Here is a 17,987-nt window from a genome sequence, read left to right on the forward strand (position 1 = left end):
GTGCTTCTCCTTAGAAAAATTCGAGGTAGGTCTTCAGTTCCCAGTCCGAGACGTGGCGCATGTATTCGAGCCACTCCATCCGTTTGAGCTTGAGGAATTCATCGGCAACCGGGCCGAGCGCGTCGCAGATCATGCGGTCGCTTTCGAGCGCATCGAGCGCCTGCTCGAGGTTTTGCGGCAGCACGCCGATGCCGTGTTCGGAGAGTTTCGCGGGCGACCACTCGTAGAGGTTCTCGTTAGCCGGTTCGCCCGGTGACAGACCACGGTCGATGCCGTCCAGCCCCGCGGCAATCACGGCCGCCGTCGCGAGATACGGATTGCACGCACCATCCGGCAAACGCAGTTCGATGCGCTCGCCGGGCATGCGCACCATCGTCGAACGGTTGTTGTCGCCGTAGCTGATGTAGGCCGGCGCCCACGTTGCGCCTGTCAGCGAGCGGCCAACAACGAGGCGCTTGTACGAGTTCACCGTCGGATTGCACAGCGCGGTCAGCGCCGGTGCGTGCGCGAGCAGGCCGGCCGTGAACTGGTAGCCGAGCGACGAAAGCCCCATGCCGAGCTTGTCGGCAGCATCGGCGAACAGGTTGCGTTCGCCGTCGCCGATCGACATATGCATGTGCATGCCATTGCCGGGACGGTTCGCGAACGGCTTCGGCATGAACGAGCAGATCATGCCGAGTTCATTGGCGATCTCGGAGGCTGCCATCTTGAAGAACACGTAGTGATCGCACGACGTCAGGCAATCGGTGTACGTGTAGTTGATTTCGAACTGCCCGTTCGCATCTTCGTGATCGATCTGATAGACGTCGATCCCGACCGCGCGCATCGATTCGGTGAGCTTTTCCAGGAAGACGCGCGTACGCGAGAGTCCCTTGTAGTCGTAGCACGGCTTGGCGAGCGTATCGCTCGGATCGCATGGCTCCAGCACGCCCGATGCCGAACGGCGCAGCAACGAGAATTCCGGTTCGAGGCCCGTGAAGAGCGTCCAGTTGCGCTCGGTCATCCGTGCGACCTGTTTCTTCAAGGTCACGCGCGAATCGTATTGCCACGCTTCGCCGTCCACATGACCGTCGCAGACGATCCGTGCCAGGCCCGGCTGCCACGGCACCGGCGTGAGCGTCGCCAGATCGCCGACGGCCATATAGTCGGGGCCGTTCGGCTCGATACCTACGCCCCAGATCGCAAACCCCGCGAAACCGGCACCCGCTTTCAACACGCTCTTCAGATGGCTGACCGGCACCGATTTCGCCTTGGCCACGCCGTGAATATCGACAAACTGCGCCAGCACGTACTTCACGCCCTGCTGCGTCAGATAAGCTTGCGCCTCTTCCGCCGAGCCGAAGCGGGGCACGCATCCGAGTTCGTTGACCGGCAGCTTGCTCGCATCGTTCAGGTTCATCGCCACTCCTTGCAACAACATCCTTTGTGGTTTGGAAAAGCCACACGCAACGCATGTGACCAGGCTATGCAACACGCTTCCGAACGCCGGTTTCGGCGCGCTTCAAGCTTGTCTTCAATCAAACAGAAACTTTATTGGTGCGCCACCAGGCTTCCCGCTGTGAAACTCTTCGCGCGCGACCCGGCGCTGCAATCTGCTACGCTTGCCTTTTCCGTGAGGCCTACATGCAAACCGGTGAAGACAATAAAACGCCGCTCGAGCGCTACCTCGGCATCACCATCCGCGAACTACGCCAGCGCCACGGCCTGACGATCGCTCAGGTCTCCGCGCAGGCCGGCATCAGCCGCGGCATGCTTTCGAAGATCGAGAACGCGCAGACCTCCGCGGGCCTCGAGGTGCTCAACCGCATCGCCCAGGCGCTCGGCGTTTCGCTCTCCACGCTGTTCCGCAATTTCGACGTGCCGCAAGGCGGTGCACAACTCGTCAAAAAAGGCGCCGGCATGGAGGTGGTCCGCAAAGGCACCAAACGCGGTCACACCTATCACCTGCTTGCCTACGACCAGGGTCCGCGCAAGCTCTTCGAACCCTTCCTGATCACGATGGAGGACGAGGCTGAACGTTTTCCTGTGTTCGAGCACCCGGGCACCGAATTCATCCACATGCTCAAAGGCGTGATCGAATACCGCCATGGTCAGCAAACCTACATCCTTAATCCAGGCGACACGCTCACCTTCCAGGGTGAGATACCGCACGGTCCTGAGCGTCTGATCAAGACGCCCATTCAATTCCTGTCGATCTTTGTGTATCCGCAGTCGAGCGCTGACTGATCTCTCGCCGCGGCCGTCGCAGTCGACGCCTCTATCAATGCAACGTTTATGCCATGTTTATCTGAGTGAATCAAAGATTCCCACCAATAAACGCTTTGGGCACCATGCACTGTTCCTGATATCGACGCTGAAAGGCTCATCAGCCTGACTGCGGTGCACATCGTCGTTGTGACTGGTGCGACTTTGCACAAAAATGAGGTGTGCGGTTAAGCAGCGTTAAAAGCAACGCTTATACAAACGGGCGCTATTCAGCGCAATGCATCATCCGGCAAATCGGGCAGCGTCCGCGCCAGCGACGGCTGGATCGCGTTGTCCAGCACGCCGCGCGTCAGCATGACGATGTCGGCGGCGAATTGATCCCATTCGCCCTGGCGATGCAACAGAAAGAAATCGCGCCGCCCAAGACGGCTCGGCGGCAACGGCATCACCGCGATATCGTCCAGATAGTGCCGTGCCTGCCACAGACACAAGGGCGTCGAAATCGCAAAACCCGCGCGAGCCGCCACCAGACTCAGCAGCGGATCGGTCGCATCGAACTCGTAACGCCGCGGACTGTTGATACCCAGATGTCGCGCGAAACGCTCGATCTGCTGGCCGATCACTGAGCGCGCCGTATAGCGGATCAGTGGCAGTTCGAGCGCGAGCGTGCGCCAGTCTATATTGCGGCGCCCGCTCAAGTGGCTACGCGCAACCACCACCACGAACGCCTCGGAAAACAGCGGCACTTCGACGATCCGTGCGTCGTTCAGCGTGGTCTGCGTGCAGATCGCGATATCCAGTTCGCGGTCGTGCAACTGTTTGCTCAGGCCCGGCGTGAGACCGGACCACATCGAAATCTGCCGCTCTGAATTCGACACCGCACGAATCAACTCAGGCCCAACAGTGGCCGCGAACGAATCGACGCAACCGAGGCGCACCGGCATCTTGCCGGTATGCGAGGCATCGCCGATACGGGCGCTCACCATCTGCGCGTGTTCGATCAACGGCCCCGCCAACTCCAGCAACGCGCGCCCCGCTACATTCGGGCGCGGCGGACGGCTCTCGCGATCGAACAGCGTCAGGCCCTGATCGCGCTCCAGCGCGGCAATCGACTGGCTGATGGCGCTCTGGCTCACGCCGAGCTGCTTCGCCGCGCCCGTCATCGAGCCGCTGTCGCAGACAGCCACAAAAGCCTGCAACGCGCGCAGATCGATCGGGGTCGGGGTTCGTCTCATGAAATGCTCCGCTCGCGTGGGTGACATGCCGGTCATCCTGTGCGGTACGACAGCATGGTGCCGAGGTTCGCAGGGTTGGTGTGCAGGATGAGAAATTGCATTGGCTCGCCATAAGTTTGCCTAATACAAAATTGGCGCGGCCAACGTTTTCCTAGAATTCGCCTCATTGCCCACACAGAGGTCCACATGAGCCACTACGATTTCATCGTGATCGGCGCTGGTGTCATCGGCGCTTCGGTCGCCCATCATCTCGCCGCCCTGGGCGCGCAAAGCGTGCTGGTTATCGAACAGGGCACGATCGGCGCGGGCACCACATCACAGTCGTCCGGCCTGTTGCGCACGCACTATTCGGTGCGCCAGAACGTGGAACTCGCGCGCTCTTCGTGGTGGGCATTCAATAATTTCGCCGAGTATCTCGGCGACGACGAAGCGTCCTGTGGTCTCGTCAAATGCGGCTATCTGATCTGCGCGCCCGACGGCGACAAGCTGGAGCCGCTGCGCGCCTCGCTCGCCGCGCAGCAGGATATGGGCATCGAAGTGCAACTACTCGACAAGGCGCAGGCGCACGAGCGCCTGCCGATCGCGAACTTCGACGACGCCGCGCTGATCGGCCATGAGCCGGAGGCGGGTTTTGCGGATGCCTATCTGGTGGCGACCGGCTTCGCCCGTTCGGCGCGCCGGCGCGGTGTCAAGATCATGGAAGGCGTGACGGTCACTGGCATCGTCCGCGAAGGACGCCGGATCACCGGGGTCGCAACCAGCGCGGGCAACTTCAGCTGCGGCACCCTGATCAGCACGCAGAACATCTGGACGCCGGAACTCGCCGGCTGGATCGGTGTGCCGCTGCCGGTCAAGCCGGAGCGTCACACGGTGCTCGCACTCGAGTGCGACGGCGCCGCGTATTCGTTCAAGATGCCCGCGTTCAAGGACCTCGGCTCGGCCGGCATGCTCTATTACCGCAGTTACGGCGGCAGCCAGATGCTGGTGTCGGAAGGTGTGGTGGGCGAAACGCTGAATTCGCCGGAAACGGAACAGGGCGATATCTCGCTCGACTATGTCGCCGAAGTCGGCGCCCAGGTGGCCGAACGCTTCCCGGCTTATGAAGCCGCGGGGCTGGCTTCGTCATGGACCGGTGTGTACGACGTGACGCCCGACTGGAATCCGGTGCTGGGCGAGGTCGGCGATATCGAGGGTCTCGTGATCGGTTTCGGTTTTTCGGGGCACGGCTTCAAGCTGTCGCCGGGCATCGGCAAGATCCTCGCCCAGCATGCGCTCGGCCTGCCCACCGATGTTTCCCTCGCGCCCTACGCGCTCGACCGGTTCGCCAGTGGCGCGCTGCTGGTGGGCAAGTACGGCTCGGGCGCGGTCTCCTGATCGAAGGATGCTCCCGTCATGACAATCAACATTCTGGTTCCAGTCAAGCGCGTCGTCGATGCCAACGTACGCGTGAGGGTCTCGGCGAACGGTTCGATCGACACCACCGGCCTCAAGATGTCGCTCAACCCGTTCGACGAATGCGCGGTCGAAAAGGCATTGCAACTCAAGGAAGCCGGCGCTGCATCGAAGGTGACGGTGATCACGTGCGGCACGCAAACCAGCCAGGACGTCTTGCGCACGGCGCTGGCAATGGGCGCGGACGATGCCGTGCTGATCGACACCGCAACGGCGACTTCCACGCTCGATTCGCTGGCGGTGGCGCGTCTGCTGAACGCTCACATGGCGAGTCGGGAATACGGCCTCGTGCTGTGCGGCAAGCAAGCGATAGACGGCGACATCGGCGGTGTCGCCGCCATGCTCGCCGCCCTGCTCGACTGGCCGCAGGCGTTGAACGCAGGCGCACTCTCGGCGGATGGCACAGGCTGGTCCGTCAGGTGCGACGACGACACCGGCACGGCGACGTGGCTGCTCGAGGGTCCGGCTGTCGTCAGCGCGGATCTGCGCCTCGCCGACCCGCGCCGCGTGACCTTGCCGAGCATCGTCAAGGCGAAGCAGAAGCCGCTCGCGATCGTGGACGCCGCCACGCTGGCAATCGATCTGACGCCCCAGAGCCATATCGTCAAGCTCAGCGATCCGCCGGTCCGCCAGCCCGGCATCAGGGTCGCCGACAGCGCCGCGCTCATCGCAGCGCTCACAGAACGGCGCGTATTCGATCAAGCAGGAGTCCCCGCATGAGAAGCCTTGTCGTAGCTGAAAGCGAAAACGGCCGCCTTGCCGAGGCGACGCTACGCGTTATCACTGCGGTGATGCAACGCGGCCTGCCGGTCGATGTGTTCTTGCCGGATGCCGCGCTTGCATCCACGGTCGAAAGAATCGCCGGTGTCGAGCGCGCTCTCGTGATGGCTGGCGCGACGAGCGAAGACGTTGTGCCTGAAACGCTCGCCGCGCAGTTGTACGCGATGCACGGACCGTATTCGCTGATCGCCGCGAGTCATCGGACGCTCGGCCGTAGCGCCCTGCCGCGCGCCGCGGCGCTTGTAGGCGGTGCATTCATTCCAGATGTGATCGCCGCGGAAGGCGAAGGCGCGTTCGTGCGCAGCCTTTATGCGGGAAGCGTCATCGCCAACGTGAACACGGCCAGCGCCGTGACGTTCGTGACATTTCGGGCGTCGTCGTTCGCGCCGGCGGCCGACAGCGGCGGCAACGGACAACGCGTGACGCTCGAACCGGCTGCGGGCTTTAGCCGGACGAAGCTCGTCGAGCGCCAGGCATCGGCACAAACCGGCCGCGAGCTGCCTGACGCGCGGATCGTCGTCGCGGGCGGGCGCGGTCTGGCATCGAAGGACAGTATGGACCGGCTCGGCGAACTGGCGGAAAAGATGGGCGCGGCGCTCGGCGCATCGCGGGCCGCGGTGGATGCCGGCTATGCGCCGAATACCGCACAGGTCGGGCAAACCGGCAAGATGGTCGCACCCGACGTCTACCTTGCATTCGGCATCTCCGGCGCGATTCAGCATCTGGCCGGGATGAAGGACTCGAAGACCATTGTCGCAATCAATAAAGATCCGGACGCGCCGATCTTTTCGGTCGCGGACATCGGGCTCGTGGGCGATCTGTTCGAGGTGGTGGGCGAGATCGAAGCGCATGTCGGCGCAGGAGGCACGAGACGATGACACTTCATCTGCCGGACGCGTCAACCTCATTGGCCAATGGCAAGGCATCGCCGCATCCGGCTACGGGATCACAGCCTGCCGTACGCTTTTTCAATTGCGCCAGTCTGGCGCAAGAACCGTGGGCGAACGGCGGCGGCGTCACACGAACCATCGCACGCGGGCCCGAGGATGACACGGGTGTCCATTGGCGCGTCAGCCTGGCAACGCTGAGTGGCGCGGCCAGGTTTTCGCAGTTTCCCGGATTCGATCGAACGCTGGTGCTGCTCGATGACGGCTCAGTCGATCTGCATTCGCAGGATGGCCAGTTAATCGCCCGCGCGGGGCAACCGGTGCAGTTTTCCGGCGATCTGCATGTGTGGGTCACGTTGGCTGTCAAGCCGGTTCATGTGCTCAATGTCATGACACGGCGCGAGGCGTGCCGCGCGACCGTCAGCATGCACACGCATTCGTTGCGCGTGACGCCCGCAGCCAGTCAGTTGCTGTTATCAGTCGACGGTCAATGGACGCTCGCCAGTTCTCTGCTTCGCAACGTCTCGCTGGCGCCGATGAATGGAATATGGCTCGAACAACGGCACGAAGCGCTGGATCTCAGTCCGCTCGGACCGGGGGCGAAACTGCTGTCGATTGCGATTGAACCGCTGGCGGACCGCTAAGAGAACCCTATGGCAAGCAACGCACTGATCGAACAGTACGACCCGCGCGAGTCGATGGAATACGACGTCGTGATCGTCGGCGGCGGCCCGGCTGGCCTGTCCGCGGCGATCCGCCTGAAACAGCTCGCGGCCAGGAAAGGCGTCGAGATTGGCGTGTGCGTACTGGAAAAAGGCTCGGAGATCGGGGCGCATATCCTGTCGGGCGCGGTGATGGATCCGCGCGCGATCACTGAACTGATCCCCGACTGGAAGGAAAAAGGCGCGCCACTGACGGTGGACGTGACCGAAGACAAATTCCTCTTCCTCACCGAAACCGGCTCGAAGAGCGTGCCCACCTGGGCACTGCCGGATAACTTCAAGAATCACGGCAACTACGTGATCAGCCTCGCGAATGTGACGCGCTGGCTCGGGCAGCAAGCTGAGGCGCTGGGTGTGGAGATTTTCCCGGGCTTCCCGGCTGCTGAGATTTTGTATAACGACGATGGCTCGGTCAAAGGCGTTGCGACCGGCAACCTCGGCATCGGCAAGGACGGCCAGCCTACCGAAAACTTCCAGCTGGGCATGGAGCTGCACGCAAAATACACGCTGTTCTGCGAAGGCGCGCGTGGACATCTCGGCCGACAACTGAACGATAAATTCAAGCTGCGCGAAGGCGTCGATCCGCAGGTCTACGGTATCGGCATCAAGGAACTGTGGGAAATCGATCCGTCGAAACACAAGCCGGGCCTCGTGATGCACACCGCGGGCTGGCCGCTGAACACCGATACGTACGGCGGCTCGTTCCTCTATCACATGGACAACAACCAGGTGGTGGTGGGCTTTGTGGTCGGTCTCGGTTATACGAATCCGTATCTGTCGCCGTTCGAGGAATTCCAGCGCTACAAGACGCATCCGGCGATCCGCGAGTTTCTCGCAGGCGGCAAGCGTGTGTCGTATGGCGCGCGGGCGATTACCGCGGGTGGCCTGATGTCGCTGCCGAAGCTGGTGTTTCCGGGCGGTGCGTTGGTGGGTGACGATGCGGGCTTCCTCAACGCATCGCGGATCAAGGGCAGTCACGCGGCGATCAAGACCGGCATGCTGGCCGCCGAAGCGGCGTTCGATGCCGTGCAGGCTGGCCATCAGAGCGACGAACTCACGGCGTATCCGGAGTCGTTCAAGACTTCATGGCTGCACACCGAACTACATCGCGCGCGCAACTTCAAGCAGTGGATGAGCAAGGGCCTGTACCTCGGCACCTTGATGGTCGGCATCGAACAGAAGCTGTTCGGCGGCAACGTGCCGTGGACGCTGCATCACCAGCACTCCGATCACGAGATGCTCAAACCCGCTTCGCAATGCACGCCGATCACCTACCCGAAACCGGATGGAAAGCTGACGTTCGACCGTCTCTCGTCGGTGTTCATTTCGAATACCAATCACGAAGAGAACCAGCCGGCGCACCTCACGCTGAAGGATCCTTCGGTGCCGGTGAACGTGAACCTGCAGACTTACGCCGGACCGGAAGCGCGTTACTGCCCCGCCGCGGTGTATGAATTCGTGAAGAACGACGATGGCAGCGAACGGCTCGTGATCAACGCGCAGAACTGCGTGCACTGCAAGACCTGCGATATCAAGGACCCGACGCAGAACATCGTCTGGGTCACGCCGGAAGGCGGTGGCGGACCGAACTACGCGAACATGTGAGCGCCGCCAAAAAGGCGGCTTCGGAGTTCGAAGCCGCCTTTCTTATGCATTCACGCATTTGCCACCAGCGATTGCACGGTGCCTTTTTCGACATCGCCGACATAGATGCCAAACGCATCTTCGGTCCGCTCCTTCACATAGCGGCGCAGCATCGACTGCACGGCCGGGTCGCGAATCTCGTTCCATGGTATCGCGTCGAGCGGCACATAGCGAACGTCCGCGACTGCCGGCGCGTCGTCGACCACGCGCCCGCGATAGTAGATGTGTGTGACGCCCTTCTCCTCGAACACTGCGAACAGAAAATCGAGGTTGACGTTCAGTTTCAGACCGTCAAGCACACCGCGCAAACTCGTAGCGTCCGCCAGCGGTTCGAGCCGCGTGCCGGTAGGCAACTGCAATCCGCTCGCGGTCCTGGTCAGCACGAGCCCTCTGGCATGTTCGAGAATCGCGCCGACCTGCGCACGTTGGCCAGTCGCCGCCAACGCTTCCTGCGACAAACTGAAATCCACATACGCGCCGCGACAATACCCTAATGGCGTCGCGCTGGAATGCGTGAAGTCCACCACGCGCCCGATCAGGATGATGTGATCGCCGGCGTCCACCACCTGATGCGTCTCGCAGTCGAAGCTCGCCGCTGCGCCGTCCATCACCGGGCTGCCGGTGCGCCGCGCGTGCCACGCGACCTGTGCGAACTTGTCCGCGCTCTTCGACGCGAACACGCCCGACACCGGCCGCTGATCTTCCGCAAGCACACTGACCGCAAAACGCTGCGTCTGCGAAAACACCGGATGGCTCGACGCGGTCTTGGCGATGCACACGAGGATCAACGCGGGATCGAGCGACACCGACGTGAACGAATTCGCTGTAAAACCGCGCGGCGTGCCGTCCGGCTGGATCGTCGTCACCACCGTCACGCCGGTGACGAACGCGCCCAACGCGCGGCGAAACTCGATGACGTCAAAAGAAGAATCGGTCATGGTGCTGCTCCTCAGGACTGACGGCTCACATCGCGAATAAAGTGCAGAAGCCGCTGATTCACAATCGACGGCGCGGTGACGTTCATCATGTGCCGTTCGTTGGCGATAATCTCGGCGCGGCCGAGCGGCGCTGCGGCCGCCATTGACTCCGACATCGCCGGACTCGAATTCGGATCGCATTCGCCGGTCATGAACAGCGCCGGTATCGCGAGTTGCGGCAAGCGGCCCAGATGCGCCTGGTCCGAACTCGCAAACAGCCGGTACGTGCGCGCATAGCCTTCGAGATCGACGCTCTCCAGCAACGAGCGCACGAGCTCCGCGACGTTCGCCAGATGACCCGGCACCGGATCGTCGAACCAGCGGGCGATCGTGGCATTGATGCTCGGCTGGTCGAGCCCGCCGTTCAGCGACGCCGCGCGCTGCATGACGGCGGCCCGTTGCGACGGCGTGCGGTCGTACACCGCATTGAGCGCGGTGACGCTCGTCACCCGCGACGGGTAACGCAACGCGAATTCGAGCGCGATCAGCGAACCCATTGAATGACCGACGACATGCGCTGTCCTGATGCCGAGGTGATCCAGCAGCGCCAGCAACTGCGCCGCGTATTCGTCCAGTTGCGGCGACGCGGCCGGCAGCCGGCTCGCGCCGTGTCCCAGCATGTCGTAGCTGACGACGCGAAAGTGCGCCCTCAACGCTGCGACCTGCGGTTCCCACACGCAGCGATTCATCCCCACGCCATGGATCAGCACGAGGACATCACCCTCGCCGGCCACGCTGTAGGCTGTGCCGTCGAACACGCCGTTCATCGACGCATTTGCGATGTCGGTTTCACGCTTCATTGGAGCCCAGCTCCTTCAGATCCTGATAGCGGTCGCCGATCCGGTGGTGCGGCCGCCCGCCAATCGACGCGCCGAGCGCAATCACGAGTTCGTCCGGCGCAGGCGCGTCGATGATCGAAAACTGGATGGTCAGGTAGTGCGAGCGCATGCCTTCGTCGCCCTTGTGCATCAGCGGGATCGTGACCGGGCAGTTCGGGCCGCCACGCAGGTTCGTGAAGCTCAGATAACTTTTGGCGCCGACCGCTTCGCGAAACTTGTTGCCAAAGCGCAGCGTATGAATCAGCGCCGATGCGTGCTCGACTTCACCCGACGTCCCGACGATCGCCGCCTTGCCATAACCCTCCACCGCTTCGCCCGAACCGGCGATGCGAAGAATCTCGGCCGTCAGCACTTCACCGAGCTGCGGCCCGAGCGCGTGAATCTCCGGCTTCAGGTCCTCGACGAAGCCGCGCCCGGCCCATGGATTGCGCAGCACCGCCGCAGCCGCGAACAGTTTCAACGGCCGGGCTGCGGGTTTGCCGCCTTCGATGAACGTGTCTTCCACATAGGTGACCAGCTTGCGAATCTCGAGCTTCATCAGACTTCCTCCGAAGACAGGTGCGCCTTGGCTCAGTGCACGACGCGTCTGAAGTATTATGGTATTCCATATTAGCGTATGCAAGATTTTTCATCCCGATGACGGGTTTACGAGACTCCCTTCGATGCACGGACGAAAAAAAACCGTCGCGCGCGACGGTTTTTCTGGCGAACGAAACGAGGTGTTCAGGCGCTTTCGCTTTGATCCGTGACCTGCCCGGCGAGCGCGGCCATGGCGATGGCTGCCGTGCGCCGCACATGCTCGAGCGACGCGGCAGCGGCCGCAGCGCCGTCCTTCTTTGCAATCGCGGTCAACAGCTTGTTCATTTCGCGATTCGAATCCACACCGCGCCCCGGCGACGAGATCGTCACCGAACGCAACTGGTTGATGCGGCCGTTCAGCGATTTGACCACCTGATGCATCATCAGCTTGTGGCCGCCCGTGAACATCGCTTCGTAAAAGCGTTCGGTGTAAGCCAATACCCGGCGGAAGTCGGACTTGTCGAAAGCGTCTTCGATTTCCTTGCGGATTTCGCGCAACTGCTTCACGAGCGCGGGCGTTGCAAGCTCGGCGCAGGCCCGGGCCGCCTCCGACTCGAGCAACGCCCGAATCTCGTAGATTTCCTGCACCTGTTCCGGGTCGAGCCGCGCGACGATAGGACCGGAATGCGCGACCGTCTCCACCAGCCCTTCCGTTTCCAGATGGCGCAGCACTTCGCGCACCACGGTGCGGCTCACGCCAAGCTGATCGCACAATGTTCGCTCGATCAACCGGTCGCCGGGACGATAAAAGCCCTGCGAAATGGCCTCGCGCAGTTTCTCGAGCGTGAGTTCGCGAAGGGTCGGTGCACTACGGTCAACGCGCATCTGTTCGATCATGGCGAGCTTCCCAAGCGAGATTCTGGGTCAGTTGGTTTTTGGAATACCATAGTATCGCACAGTCGTCGGCTACGGACCGCGATGCCGCGCGTCATGCGGGAAACACCTGCGCGTGGGCGCGGTCCCAGTCGAGCCAGGCTTGCGCGCCCACCGCGAGCCCCGCCTCGTGGGCGCCCGCCGCTGTGCGCACCGCGATCTCCTGCTGCCAGGGCGTCGCCACCGAATAGTGCATCGTGTCGCCCAGATACGTGATGTCACGCACGACGACCGGCAAGCCATCGTTCGCCACGTGCGGCGCCTGCATGCGGATACGGATCTGTTCGGGCCGCAGCATCAGCGCGCCGCCGTCGCCCGCGTTAAGCGCGTGGTCCCAGCCCGCGATCGGCACCGGCCTGCCGTTGGGGAACACCGCATGCGAGTCCGCATGGCCGCCGGCCAGCGTGACCGGCAGGAAGTTCGAATTGCCGATGAAGCTTGCCACGAAGCGCGACGCCGGCTTTCGGTACAGATCCTCACCCGTGCCGACCTGCTCGATGCGCCCTTTGTTGAACACCGCGATCCGGTCGGACAGGCGCAATGCCTCTTCCTGATCATGCGTCACGTACAGGATCGTGACACCGGTTTGCTGATGAATGCGCCGCAGTTCGGTCTGCAGTTCCTCACGCAGCTTCTTGTCGAGCGCGGACAGCGGCTCGTCCATCAGCAGCACCGGCGGATCGTAGGCCAGCGCACGCGCAATCGCGACACGCTGTTGCATGCCGCCCGACAACTGCCCGGGCATCCGGTCACGGCAATCAGCCAGATGCACGAGCTTGAGCATTTCATCGACTTTCGCACGCACTTTCGCCTCCGGCCAGCGTCGCACGCGCAACGGAAACGCGACGTTCTCGCCGACCGTCAGATGCGGAAACAGCGTGTAGCGCTGAAACACCATGCCGATGTTGCGGCGGTTCGGCGCGACCGACAGCAGCGGCTTGCCGTCGAGCAATACACGGCCGTCGGTCGGTGACTGGAACCCCGCGACGATGTACAGCGTGGTGCTCTTGCCCGAGCCAGACGGCCCGAGGAAAGTCATGAACTCGCCCTTCTCGATGTCGAGCGACACCTGATCGATGGCGACGACCTGATCGTAGGTCTTGCGAAGACGCTGAATCTGCAAAAACGGTGAGCTCACGATTTACCTCTCTTCAGTACAAGGCTCAGCAACATCAGGACGACGGTCAGACCGACGAGCAATGACGACGCGGCGGCGATCACCGGTGTCAGATCCTGCCGCAGCGTGCTCCAGATGCGCACCGGCAACGTCTGCAGCGTCGGGCTGGCCATGAAGATCGACACGACGACCTCGTCCCACGACGCAAGAAACGAGAAGATCGCCGCCGCGAACAGGCCGAGCCGGATACCCGGCAGCGTGACGCGCCATTTCACTTCAAGCGGCCCGGCGCCGCAGATCAGCGCGGCATCCTCGAGCGACGTGTCGAAACTTTCCAGCGAGTTGCTGATCGCGATGATCGAAAACGGCAACGCGATGATCAGATGGCCGATCACGAAACCGACCAGCGTGCCCGTCAAGCCGATACGCAGGAAGAAGCCATACAGCGCGACGGCGAGCACGACGACGGGCAGCACCATCGGCGTCAGAAAGAACGCCTTGAGCGAGGCACGTCCACGAAAATTGCCGCGTGTCAGCGCCAGCGACGCGAGCAGCCCCAGCACCACCGACAGCACCATCACGACGAGCCCCAGTTCGACGCTCGTCAGCAGCGAGTCGAGCCAGCCCGGATCGGCAAACAGCATGCCGTACCACTGCAGCGTCCAGCCGGGTGGAGGAAACATCAGCCATTGCGAATTGCCGAACGAGAGCGCGACGATGAACAGCACCGGCAGCAGCAGGAACAGCGACACTGCGCCGCCGACGCTCAGCAGCAGCCAGCGCAACGGGCCAAGACGATCGAAATCGAGCAGCATGTCACTGAACTCCTGAGGCGCTCACGGCGCGGCTCGAGAAGCGAAGCTGCACCGCGTACAGTGACAACGTGACGAGCAGCAGCACGAACGCGGCCGCCCCCGCCAGCCCCCAGTTGAGCAACTGCTGGACAAGTTGGGCGATCAATTCGGCAAGCATCATGTATTCCGGGCCGCCCAACAGCGCGGGTGTGACGAAGTAGCCGAGCGCCATCACGAACACCATCAGCGCGCCGCTGGCAATGCCAGGCATCGCGAGCGGCACCAGCACCCGCCAGAATGCCTGCCAGCGGGTCGCGCCGCAGATTGCGGCGGCGCGCAGCGTGGTCGGATCGATCGCACGCAAGGTGGCATGCAACGGCATCACGAGAAACGGCAACATGATGTAGGTCATGCCGATTGTCACACCGGTGAGGTTGTTCACGAGCGTGAACGGCTCATGGATCACGCCGAGCCACATCAGCAGACGGTTGATCGGACCCGTCTGTTGCAGCAGCACCATCCATGCGAAAGTGCGCGCAAGCAGATTGGTCCACATCGACAGCAGCAGGATCGCGAACACCAGCTTGCCGATCCAGCGCGGCGCGATCGCGAGCAGCCACGCGGTCGGAAAACCGATCACAACCGTCACGACGGTCACCACCGAAGCGACGAAAAACGTATTGCCGAACACGCGCAGATAGGTGGTCGAGCCGAATAGCTGCGCGTAGTTCTGGATGCCGGGCGTCGGCTCCAGCACGCTGCGCAGCAGCAGCGAGAGCACCGGCAACAGGAAGAACACGACCAGCAGCAACAGCGCCGGCGCGATCAGCCGGATTTTCCTGAGGCCGACGGTCATCTTCGGCGCCACGACCGGCGGTTCCGCGATCGTACTGACTGCATTCGACATGATGACTCCTTCGCTGGGTTCGTCCGGCCGCGCTTTACTTCGACTGCCACGCGTACCAGCGCTTCGCGATTTCATCGCGGTGATCGGCCCAGTACTTCATGTCGAGATTGATCTGCGTCGCTTTGTACTGATCCGGCTGGGTCTTCGCGACATCCGGCGGCAGGAGCGCGGCGGATTTCAGATTGACGGGCGCATAACCGGTTGCCGCCGCGAAATCCGCCTGGGCCTGCGCACCCGTCGCGCTGGCAAGGAACTTCATGGCCTCGGCTTTATGTTTCGTGCCCTTCGGCACGACCAGCATGTCGGCTGCGGTCAGGTTCTGATTCCACGATATGCCCACGTCCACACCGGTCTGCTGCAATGCATGCAGCCGGCCGTTCCAGAACACGCCGATCGGCGCTTCGCCAGATGCCATCAATTGCTGCGACTGCGCGCCGCCGCTCCACCAGACGATCTGGCTCTTGATCGTGTCGAGCTTTTTGAAGGCCCGATCGAGATCGAGCGGATAGAGCTTGTCGGGCGCGACGCCGTCGGCGAGCAAAGCGACTTCGAGCACGCCGGGCGCAGACCACTTGTAGAACGTGCGCTTGCCGGGAAAGCGCTTCGTGTCGAACAGATCCGCGTAGTTCGCCGGCGCGCCGCTCTTGTACGCCGCCTTGTTGTAGCCGAGCACGAACGAATAGTAAAAGCTGCCCACAGCGCCCGCCGACATGAAGCGCGGGTCCAGTTGCGCCTTGTTCACCACCGAATAGTCGATCGGTTCGACGAGGCCGTCCCGCAGCGCCGCATACGCGAAATCGCCTTCGACGTCGACCACGTCCCACTGCACGTTGCCGCTGTCGACCATGGCCTTCAGCTTGCCGTAATCGGTCGGGCCGTCCATCAGGACCTGAATGCCCGATGCCTGCGTGAACGGCTGCGTCCAGTCCTTCTGCTGAGCCGACTGCGTCGTCCCGCCCCAACTGGCGAATACGATCGGCGCGGGGGCCGCTGACACCGGCGCATGGATCAACACGGCCGATGCGGCGGCCACGGCGGTAACCACTGTGACGGCCACTGCGCGCGCCCGCGCGGGCATACGTAGCGCTTGCTTCATGACGACTGCTCCTTGAAAGGATACGGCTGGCTTCGAGAGGACGGCTTGCGAATGCGGTGCTTACTTCAGCGGCGAAAACGCGGCGGGCTTCATGATCTTGCTTTCCATCGTTTCCATCAGCGCCTGAATCTTCGGAATGAAAGCCTGCCATGCGGGATCTTCCGCGAGCCGTTGACGGCGCGCTTCGCGTTCGTCGAGACTCGGATATGCCCACATGTGGACGATCTGGTTCAGCGGCCCGATCTCCGAGAAGAAGTAGCCAACGAGTTCACCCAGATAGCGCTTCTGCAGTTCGATGCCCTCTTCCTCGACCAGCTTCAGATACGCGGGCACCGCGCCTGTTTTGATCTTGTACGTGCGGATTTCGTAGTACATGTCAGCCTCTTTAGCGCATGACGAACGGGTCGGCGATCGGGTCGTCCGACGTGCGGATCCAGACGGATTTGGTACGTGTGTAGTCGAGCACCGCATCGAGGCCGCCCTCGCGCCCGAGGCCGCTCAAGCCATATCCGCCGAACGGCACGATCGGCGACACGGCGCGATAGGTATTGACCCACACGATGCCTGCACGCAATTGCCGCGTAAGCCGATGCGCGCGCGTCAGATCGCGCGTGAACACGCCCGACGCAAGGCCGTACTTCGTATCGTTGGCGAGCGCGAGCGCTTCGGCTTCGGTGTCGAAGGTCATGACGCTCAGCACTGGACCAAACAGCTCCTGCGCGACGCTTGGAACGGTGGATGACGGGCAATCGACGATGGTCGGTTCGAAGAAGAAGCCCTCGCCGTGTCCTTCTGGACGGCCGCCACCCGTCAGCAGCGTGGCGCCCGCTTCAAGACTGGCAGCGAGCACGGCTTCGATGTGATCGCGTTGCTTGCGCGTCGCGAGTGGTCCCATTTCGGTATCCACGTCCTGCGGATCGCCGATCCTGATCGCACGCGCTTTTTCGACGAGCCGCGCGAGCAGCCGGTCACGGATGCCGCGCTGCACCAGCAGGCGCGAACCCGCCACGCAACTTTGCCCGCTCGCGGCGAAGATGCCTGCGATCACCGCGTTGCTGACGCTGTCCACATTGGCGTCGTCGAAGACGAGCACCGGCGATTTGCCGCCCAGTTCCAGCGACGTCGCTGCGAGGTTCTCGGCGGAGTTGCGCACGATCTGACGCGCGGTGTCGGGGCCGCCCGTGAACGCGATTTTCGACACGAGCGGGTGACTCGTCAGCGCGCGGCCGCAGTCCACGCCGAAACCGGTCAGAATATTGACGACGCCCCGCGGAAAGCCCGCCTCATGCACGAGTCTGGCGAATGCGAGCAGCGGCGCGGGGCCTTCCTCAGACGCCTTCAGCACGATCGTGCAACCGGCGGCGAGCGCCGGTCCGATCTTCACGGCCGAGAGAAACAGCTGCGAATTCCACGGCACGATACCGGCGACCACACCCACCGGCTCGCGTCGCAGGAAAACGTCCATATCGGGTTTGTCGACGGACAGGCAGGCGCCCTGGATCTTGTCGGCGACGCCCGCGTAATAGCGGTAGTACTCGGCGACGTAGCCGATCTGACTGCGCGTCTCGCGAATGATCTTGCCCGTGTCCGCCGTTTCGAGTTGCGCGAGCTCCTGCGCATTCGCCGCGACGAGGTCCGCGAGCCTGTACAGCAGCTTGCCGCGCTGGCTAGCCGTCAGACCCGCCCACTCCGGCGCGAACAACGCGCGGTCCGCGGCGTTCACCGCGCGGTCCACGTCCGCCGCGCTGGCCGCGGGCATCGTCGCCCATGCGGCGCCGGTCGCGGGATTCACGCTGTCGAAGGTGTCGGCCCCCTCGCTGAACTCACCGTCGATGTAATGCTGGAACGACTTCAACATAACTTCTGCTCCTGAGTGCAGA

18 protein-coding genes are annotated in these 17,987 nt (G+C 62.9%); 6 read left to right on the forward strand and 12 right to left on the reverse strand.

The features are described from left to right. Window positions 1-10: 10 nt before the first annotated feature. Entirely contained in the window at window positions 11-1,399 is a 1,389-nt protein-coding gene (gene glnT, locus P3T23_RS00485) for a type III glutamate--ammonia ligase (protein WP_429314246.1), read from the reverse strand. Window positions 1,400-1,623: 224 nt separating this feature from the next. Here glnT and P3T23_RS00490 point away from each other — a divergent pair, with 224 nt between their 5' ends. After that, a complete protein-coding gene (locus P3T23_RS00490; protein WP_429255967.1) occupies window positions 1,624-2,226 on the forward strand; it encodes a helix-turn-helix domain-containing protein in 603 nt (200 codons plus the stop codon). 248 nt (window positions 2,227-2,474) lie between these two features. Here the strand turns inward: P3T23_RS00490 and P3T23_RS00495 are convergent, their stop codons facing one another. Then, window positions 2,475-3,440, reverse strand: coding sequence for a LysR family transcriptional regulator (locus tag P3T23_RS00495; RefSeq protein ID WP_429314247.1), 966 nt, complete (start codon window positions 3,438-3,440; stop codon window positions 2,475-2,477). 186 nt (window positions 3,441-3,626) lie between these two features. Between P3T23_RS00495 and P3T23_RS00500 the strand changes: the two genes are divergently transcribed. Genes P3T23_RS00500 through P3T23_RS00520 form a run of 5 tightly spaced genes read left to right on the forward strand, consistent with a single transcriptional unit; the run spans window position 3,627 to window position 8,886 of the window. Then, entirely contained in the window at window positions 3,627-4,814 is a 1,188-nt protein-coding gene (locus P3T23_RS00500) for an NAD(P)/FAD-dependent oxidoreductase (protein ID WP_429314248.1), read from the forward strand. A gap of 24 nt (window positions 4,815-4,838) precedes the next feature. Beyond that, window positions 4,839-5,612, forward strand: a complete 774-nt coding sequence (locus P3T23_RS00505; RefSeq protein ID WP_429314815.1) for an electron transfer flavoprotein subunit beta/FixA family protein — start codon at window positions 4,839-4,841, stop codon at window positions 5,610-5,612. After that, window positions 5,609-6,550 carry an electron transfer flavoprotein subunit alpha/FixB family protein gene (locus P3T23_RS00510; protein ID WP_429314249.1) on the forward strand — a complete coding sequence of 314 codons (942 nt, stop codon included), beginning with the start codon at window positions 5,609-5,611 and terminating at the stop codon, window positions 6,548-6,550. Before P3T23_RS00505 ends, P3T23_RS00510 begins: the two co-directional genes overlap by 4 nt. After that, window positions 6,547-7,203, forward strand: a complete 657-nt coding sequence (locus P3T23_RS00515) for a HutD/Ves family protein (RefSeq protein ID WP_429314250.1) — start codon at window positions 6,547-6,549, stop codon at window positions 7,201-7,203. The genes P3T23_RS00510 and P3T23_RS00515 overlap by 4 nt, the downstream gene beginning before the upstream one ends. Before the next feature lie 9 nt (window positions 7,204-7,212). Continuing rightward, on the forward strand, window positions 7,213-8,886 hold the full coding sequence (locus P3T23_RS00520) for an electron transfer flavoprotein-ubiquinone oxidoreductase (protein WP_429314251.1): 1,674 nt from the start codon (window positions 7,213-7,215) through the stop codon (window positions 8,884-8,886). 50 nt (window positions 8,887-8,936) lie between these two features. On the opposite strand, the gene P3T23_RS00525 is transcribed toward P3T23_RS00520, so the two are convergent. The 10 genes from P3T23_RS00525 to P3T23_RS00570 form a co-directional block, all read right to left on the reverse strand. Further along, a complete protein-coding gene (locus P3T23_RS00525) occupies window positions 8,937-9,863 on the reverse strand; it encodes a flavin reductase (RefSeq protein WP_429314252.1) in 927 nt (308 codons plus the stop codon). An 11-nt stretch (window positions 9,864-9,874) separates the two neighbouring features. Further along, window positions 9,875-10,702, reverse strand: a complete 828-nt coding sequence (locus tag P3T23_RS00530; RefSeq protein WP_429314253.1) for an alpha/beta fold hydrolase — start codon at window positions 10,700-10,702, stop codon at window positions 9,875-9,877. Further along, a complete protein-coding gene (locus tag P3T23_RS00535; protein WP_429314254.1) occupies window positions 10,692-11,279 on the reverse strand; it encodes an amino acid synthesis family protein in 588 nt (195 codons plus the stop codon). The genes P3T23_RS00530 and P3T23_RS00535 overlap by 11 nt, the downstream gene beginning before the upstream one ends. A gap of 185 nt (window positions 11,280-11,464) precedes the next feature. Next, window positions 11,465-12,157 (reverse strand): GntR family transcriptional regulator, encoded by a 693-nt coding sequence (locus tag P3T23_RS00540; RefSeq protein WP_429314255.1) that lies wholly within the window; start codon window positions 12,155-12,157, stop codon window positions 11,465-11,467. A gap of 91 nt (window positions 12,158-12,248) precedes the next feature. Then, window positions 12,249-13,331 carry an ABC transporter ATP-binding protein gene (locus P3T23_RS00545; RefSeq protein ID WP_429314256.1) on the reverse strand — a complete coding sequence of 361 codons (1,083 nt, stop codon included), beginning with the start codon at window positions 13,329-13,331 and terminating at the stop codon, window positions 12,249-12,251. Continuing rightward, entirely contained in the window at window positions 13,328-14,125 is a 798-nt protein-coding gene (locus P3T23_RS00550; RefSeq protein WP_429314257.1) for an ABC transporter permease, read from the reverse strand. The genes P3T23_RS00545 and P3T23_RS00550 overlap by 4 nt, the downstream gene beginning before the upstream one ends. A 1-nt stretch (window position 14,126) precedes the next feature. Beyond that, window positions 14,127-14,960, reverse strand: a complete 834-nt coding sequence (locus P3T23_RS00555) for an ABC transporter permease (RefSeq protein ID WP_429314816.1) — start codon at window positions 14,958-14,960, stop codon at window positions 14,127-14,129. A gap of 85 nt (window positions 14,961-15,045) precedes the next feature. Continuing rightward, window positions 15,046-16,089, reverse strand: a complete 1,044-nt coding sequence (locus P3T23_RS00560; protein WP_429314817.1) for an ABC transporter substrate-binding protein — start codon at window positions 16,087-16,089, stop codon at window positions 15,046-15,048. 78 nt (window positions 16,090-16,167) lie between these two features. Next, entirely contained in the window at window positions 16,168-16,482 is a 315-nt protein-coding gene (locus P3T23_RS00565; protein WP_154563629.1) for an NIPSNAP family protein, read from the reverse strand. Between the two features lie 10 nt (window positions 16,483-16,492). Then, complete coding sequence (locus tag P3T23_RS00570) at window positions 16,493-17,965, reverse strand: aldehyde dehydrogenase (RefSeq protein ID WP_429314258.1); 1,473 nt, start codon at window positions 17,963-17,965, stop codon at window positions 16,493-16,495. Window positions 17,966-17,987 lie beyond the last annotated feature (22 nt).

Origin of the sequence: Paraburkholderia sp. GAS448, assembly GCF_050435685.1 — a bacterium.
Taxonomy (GTDB): domain Bacteria; phylum Pseudomonadota; class Gammaproteobacteria; order Burkholderiales; family Burkholderiaceae; genus Paraburkholderia.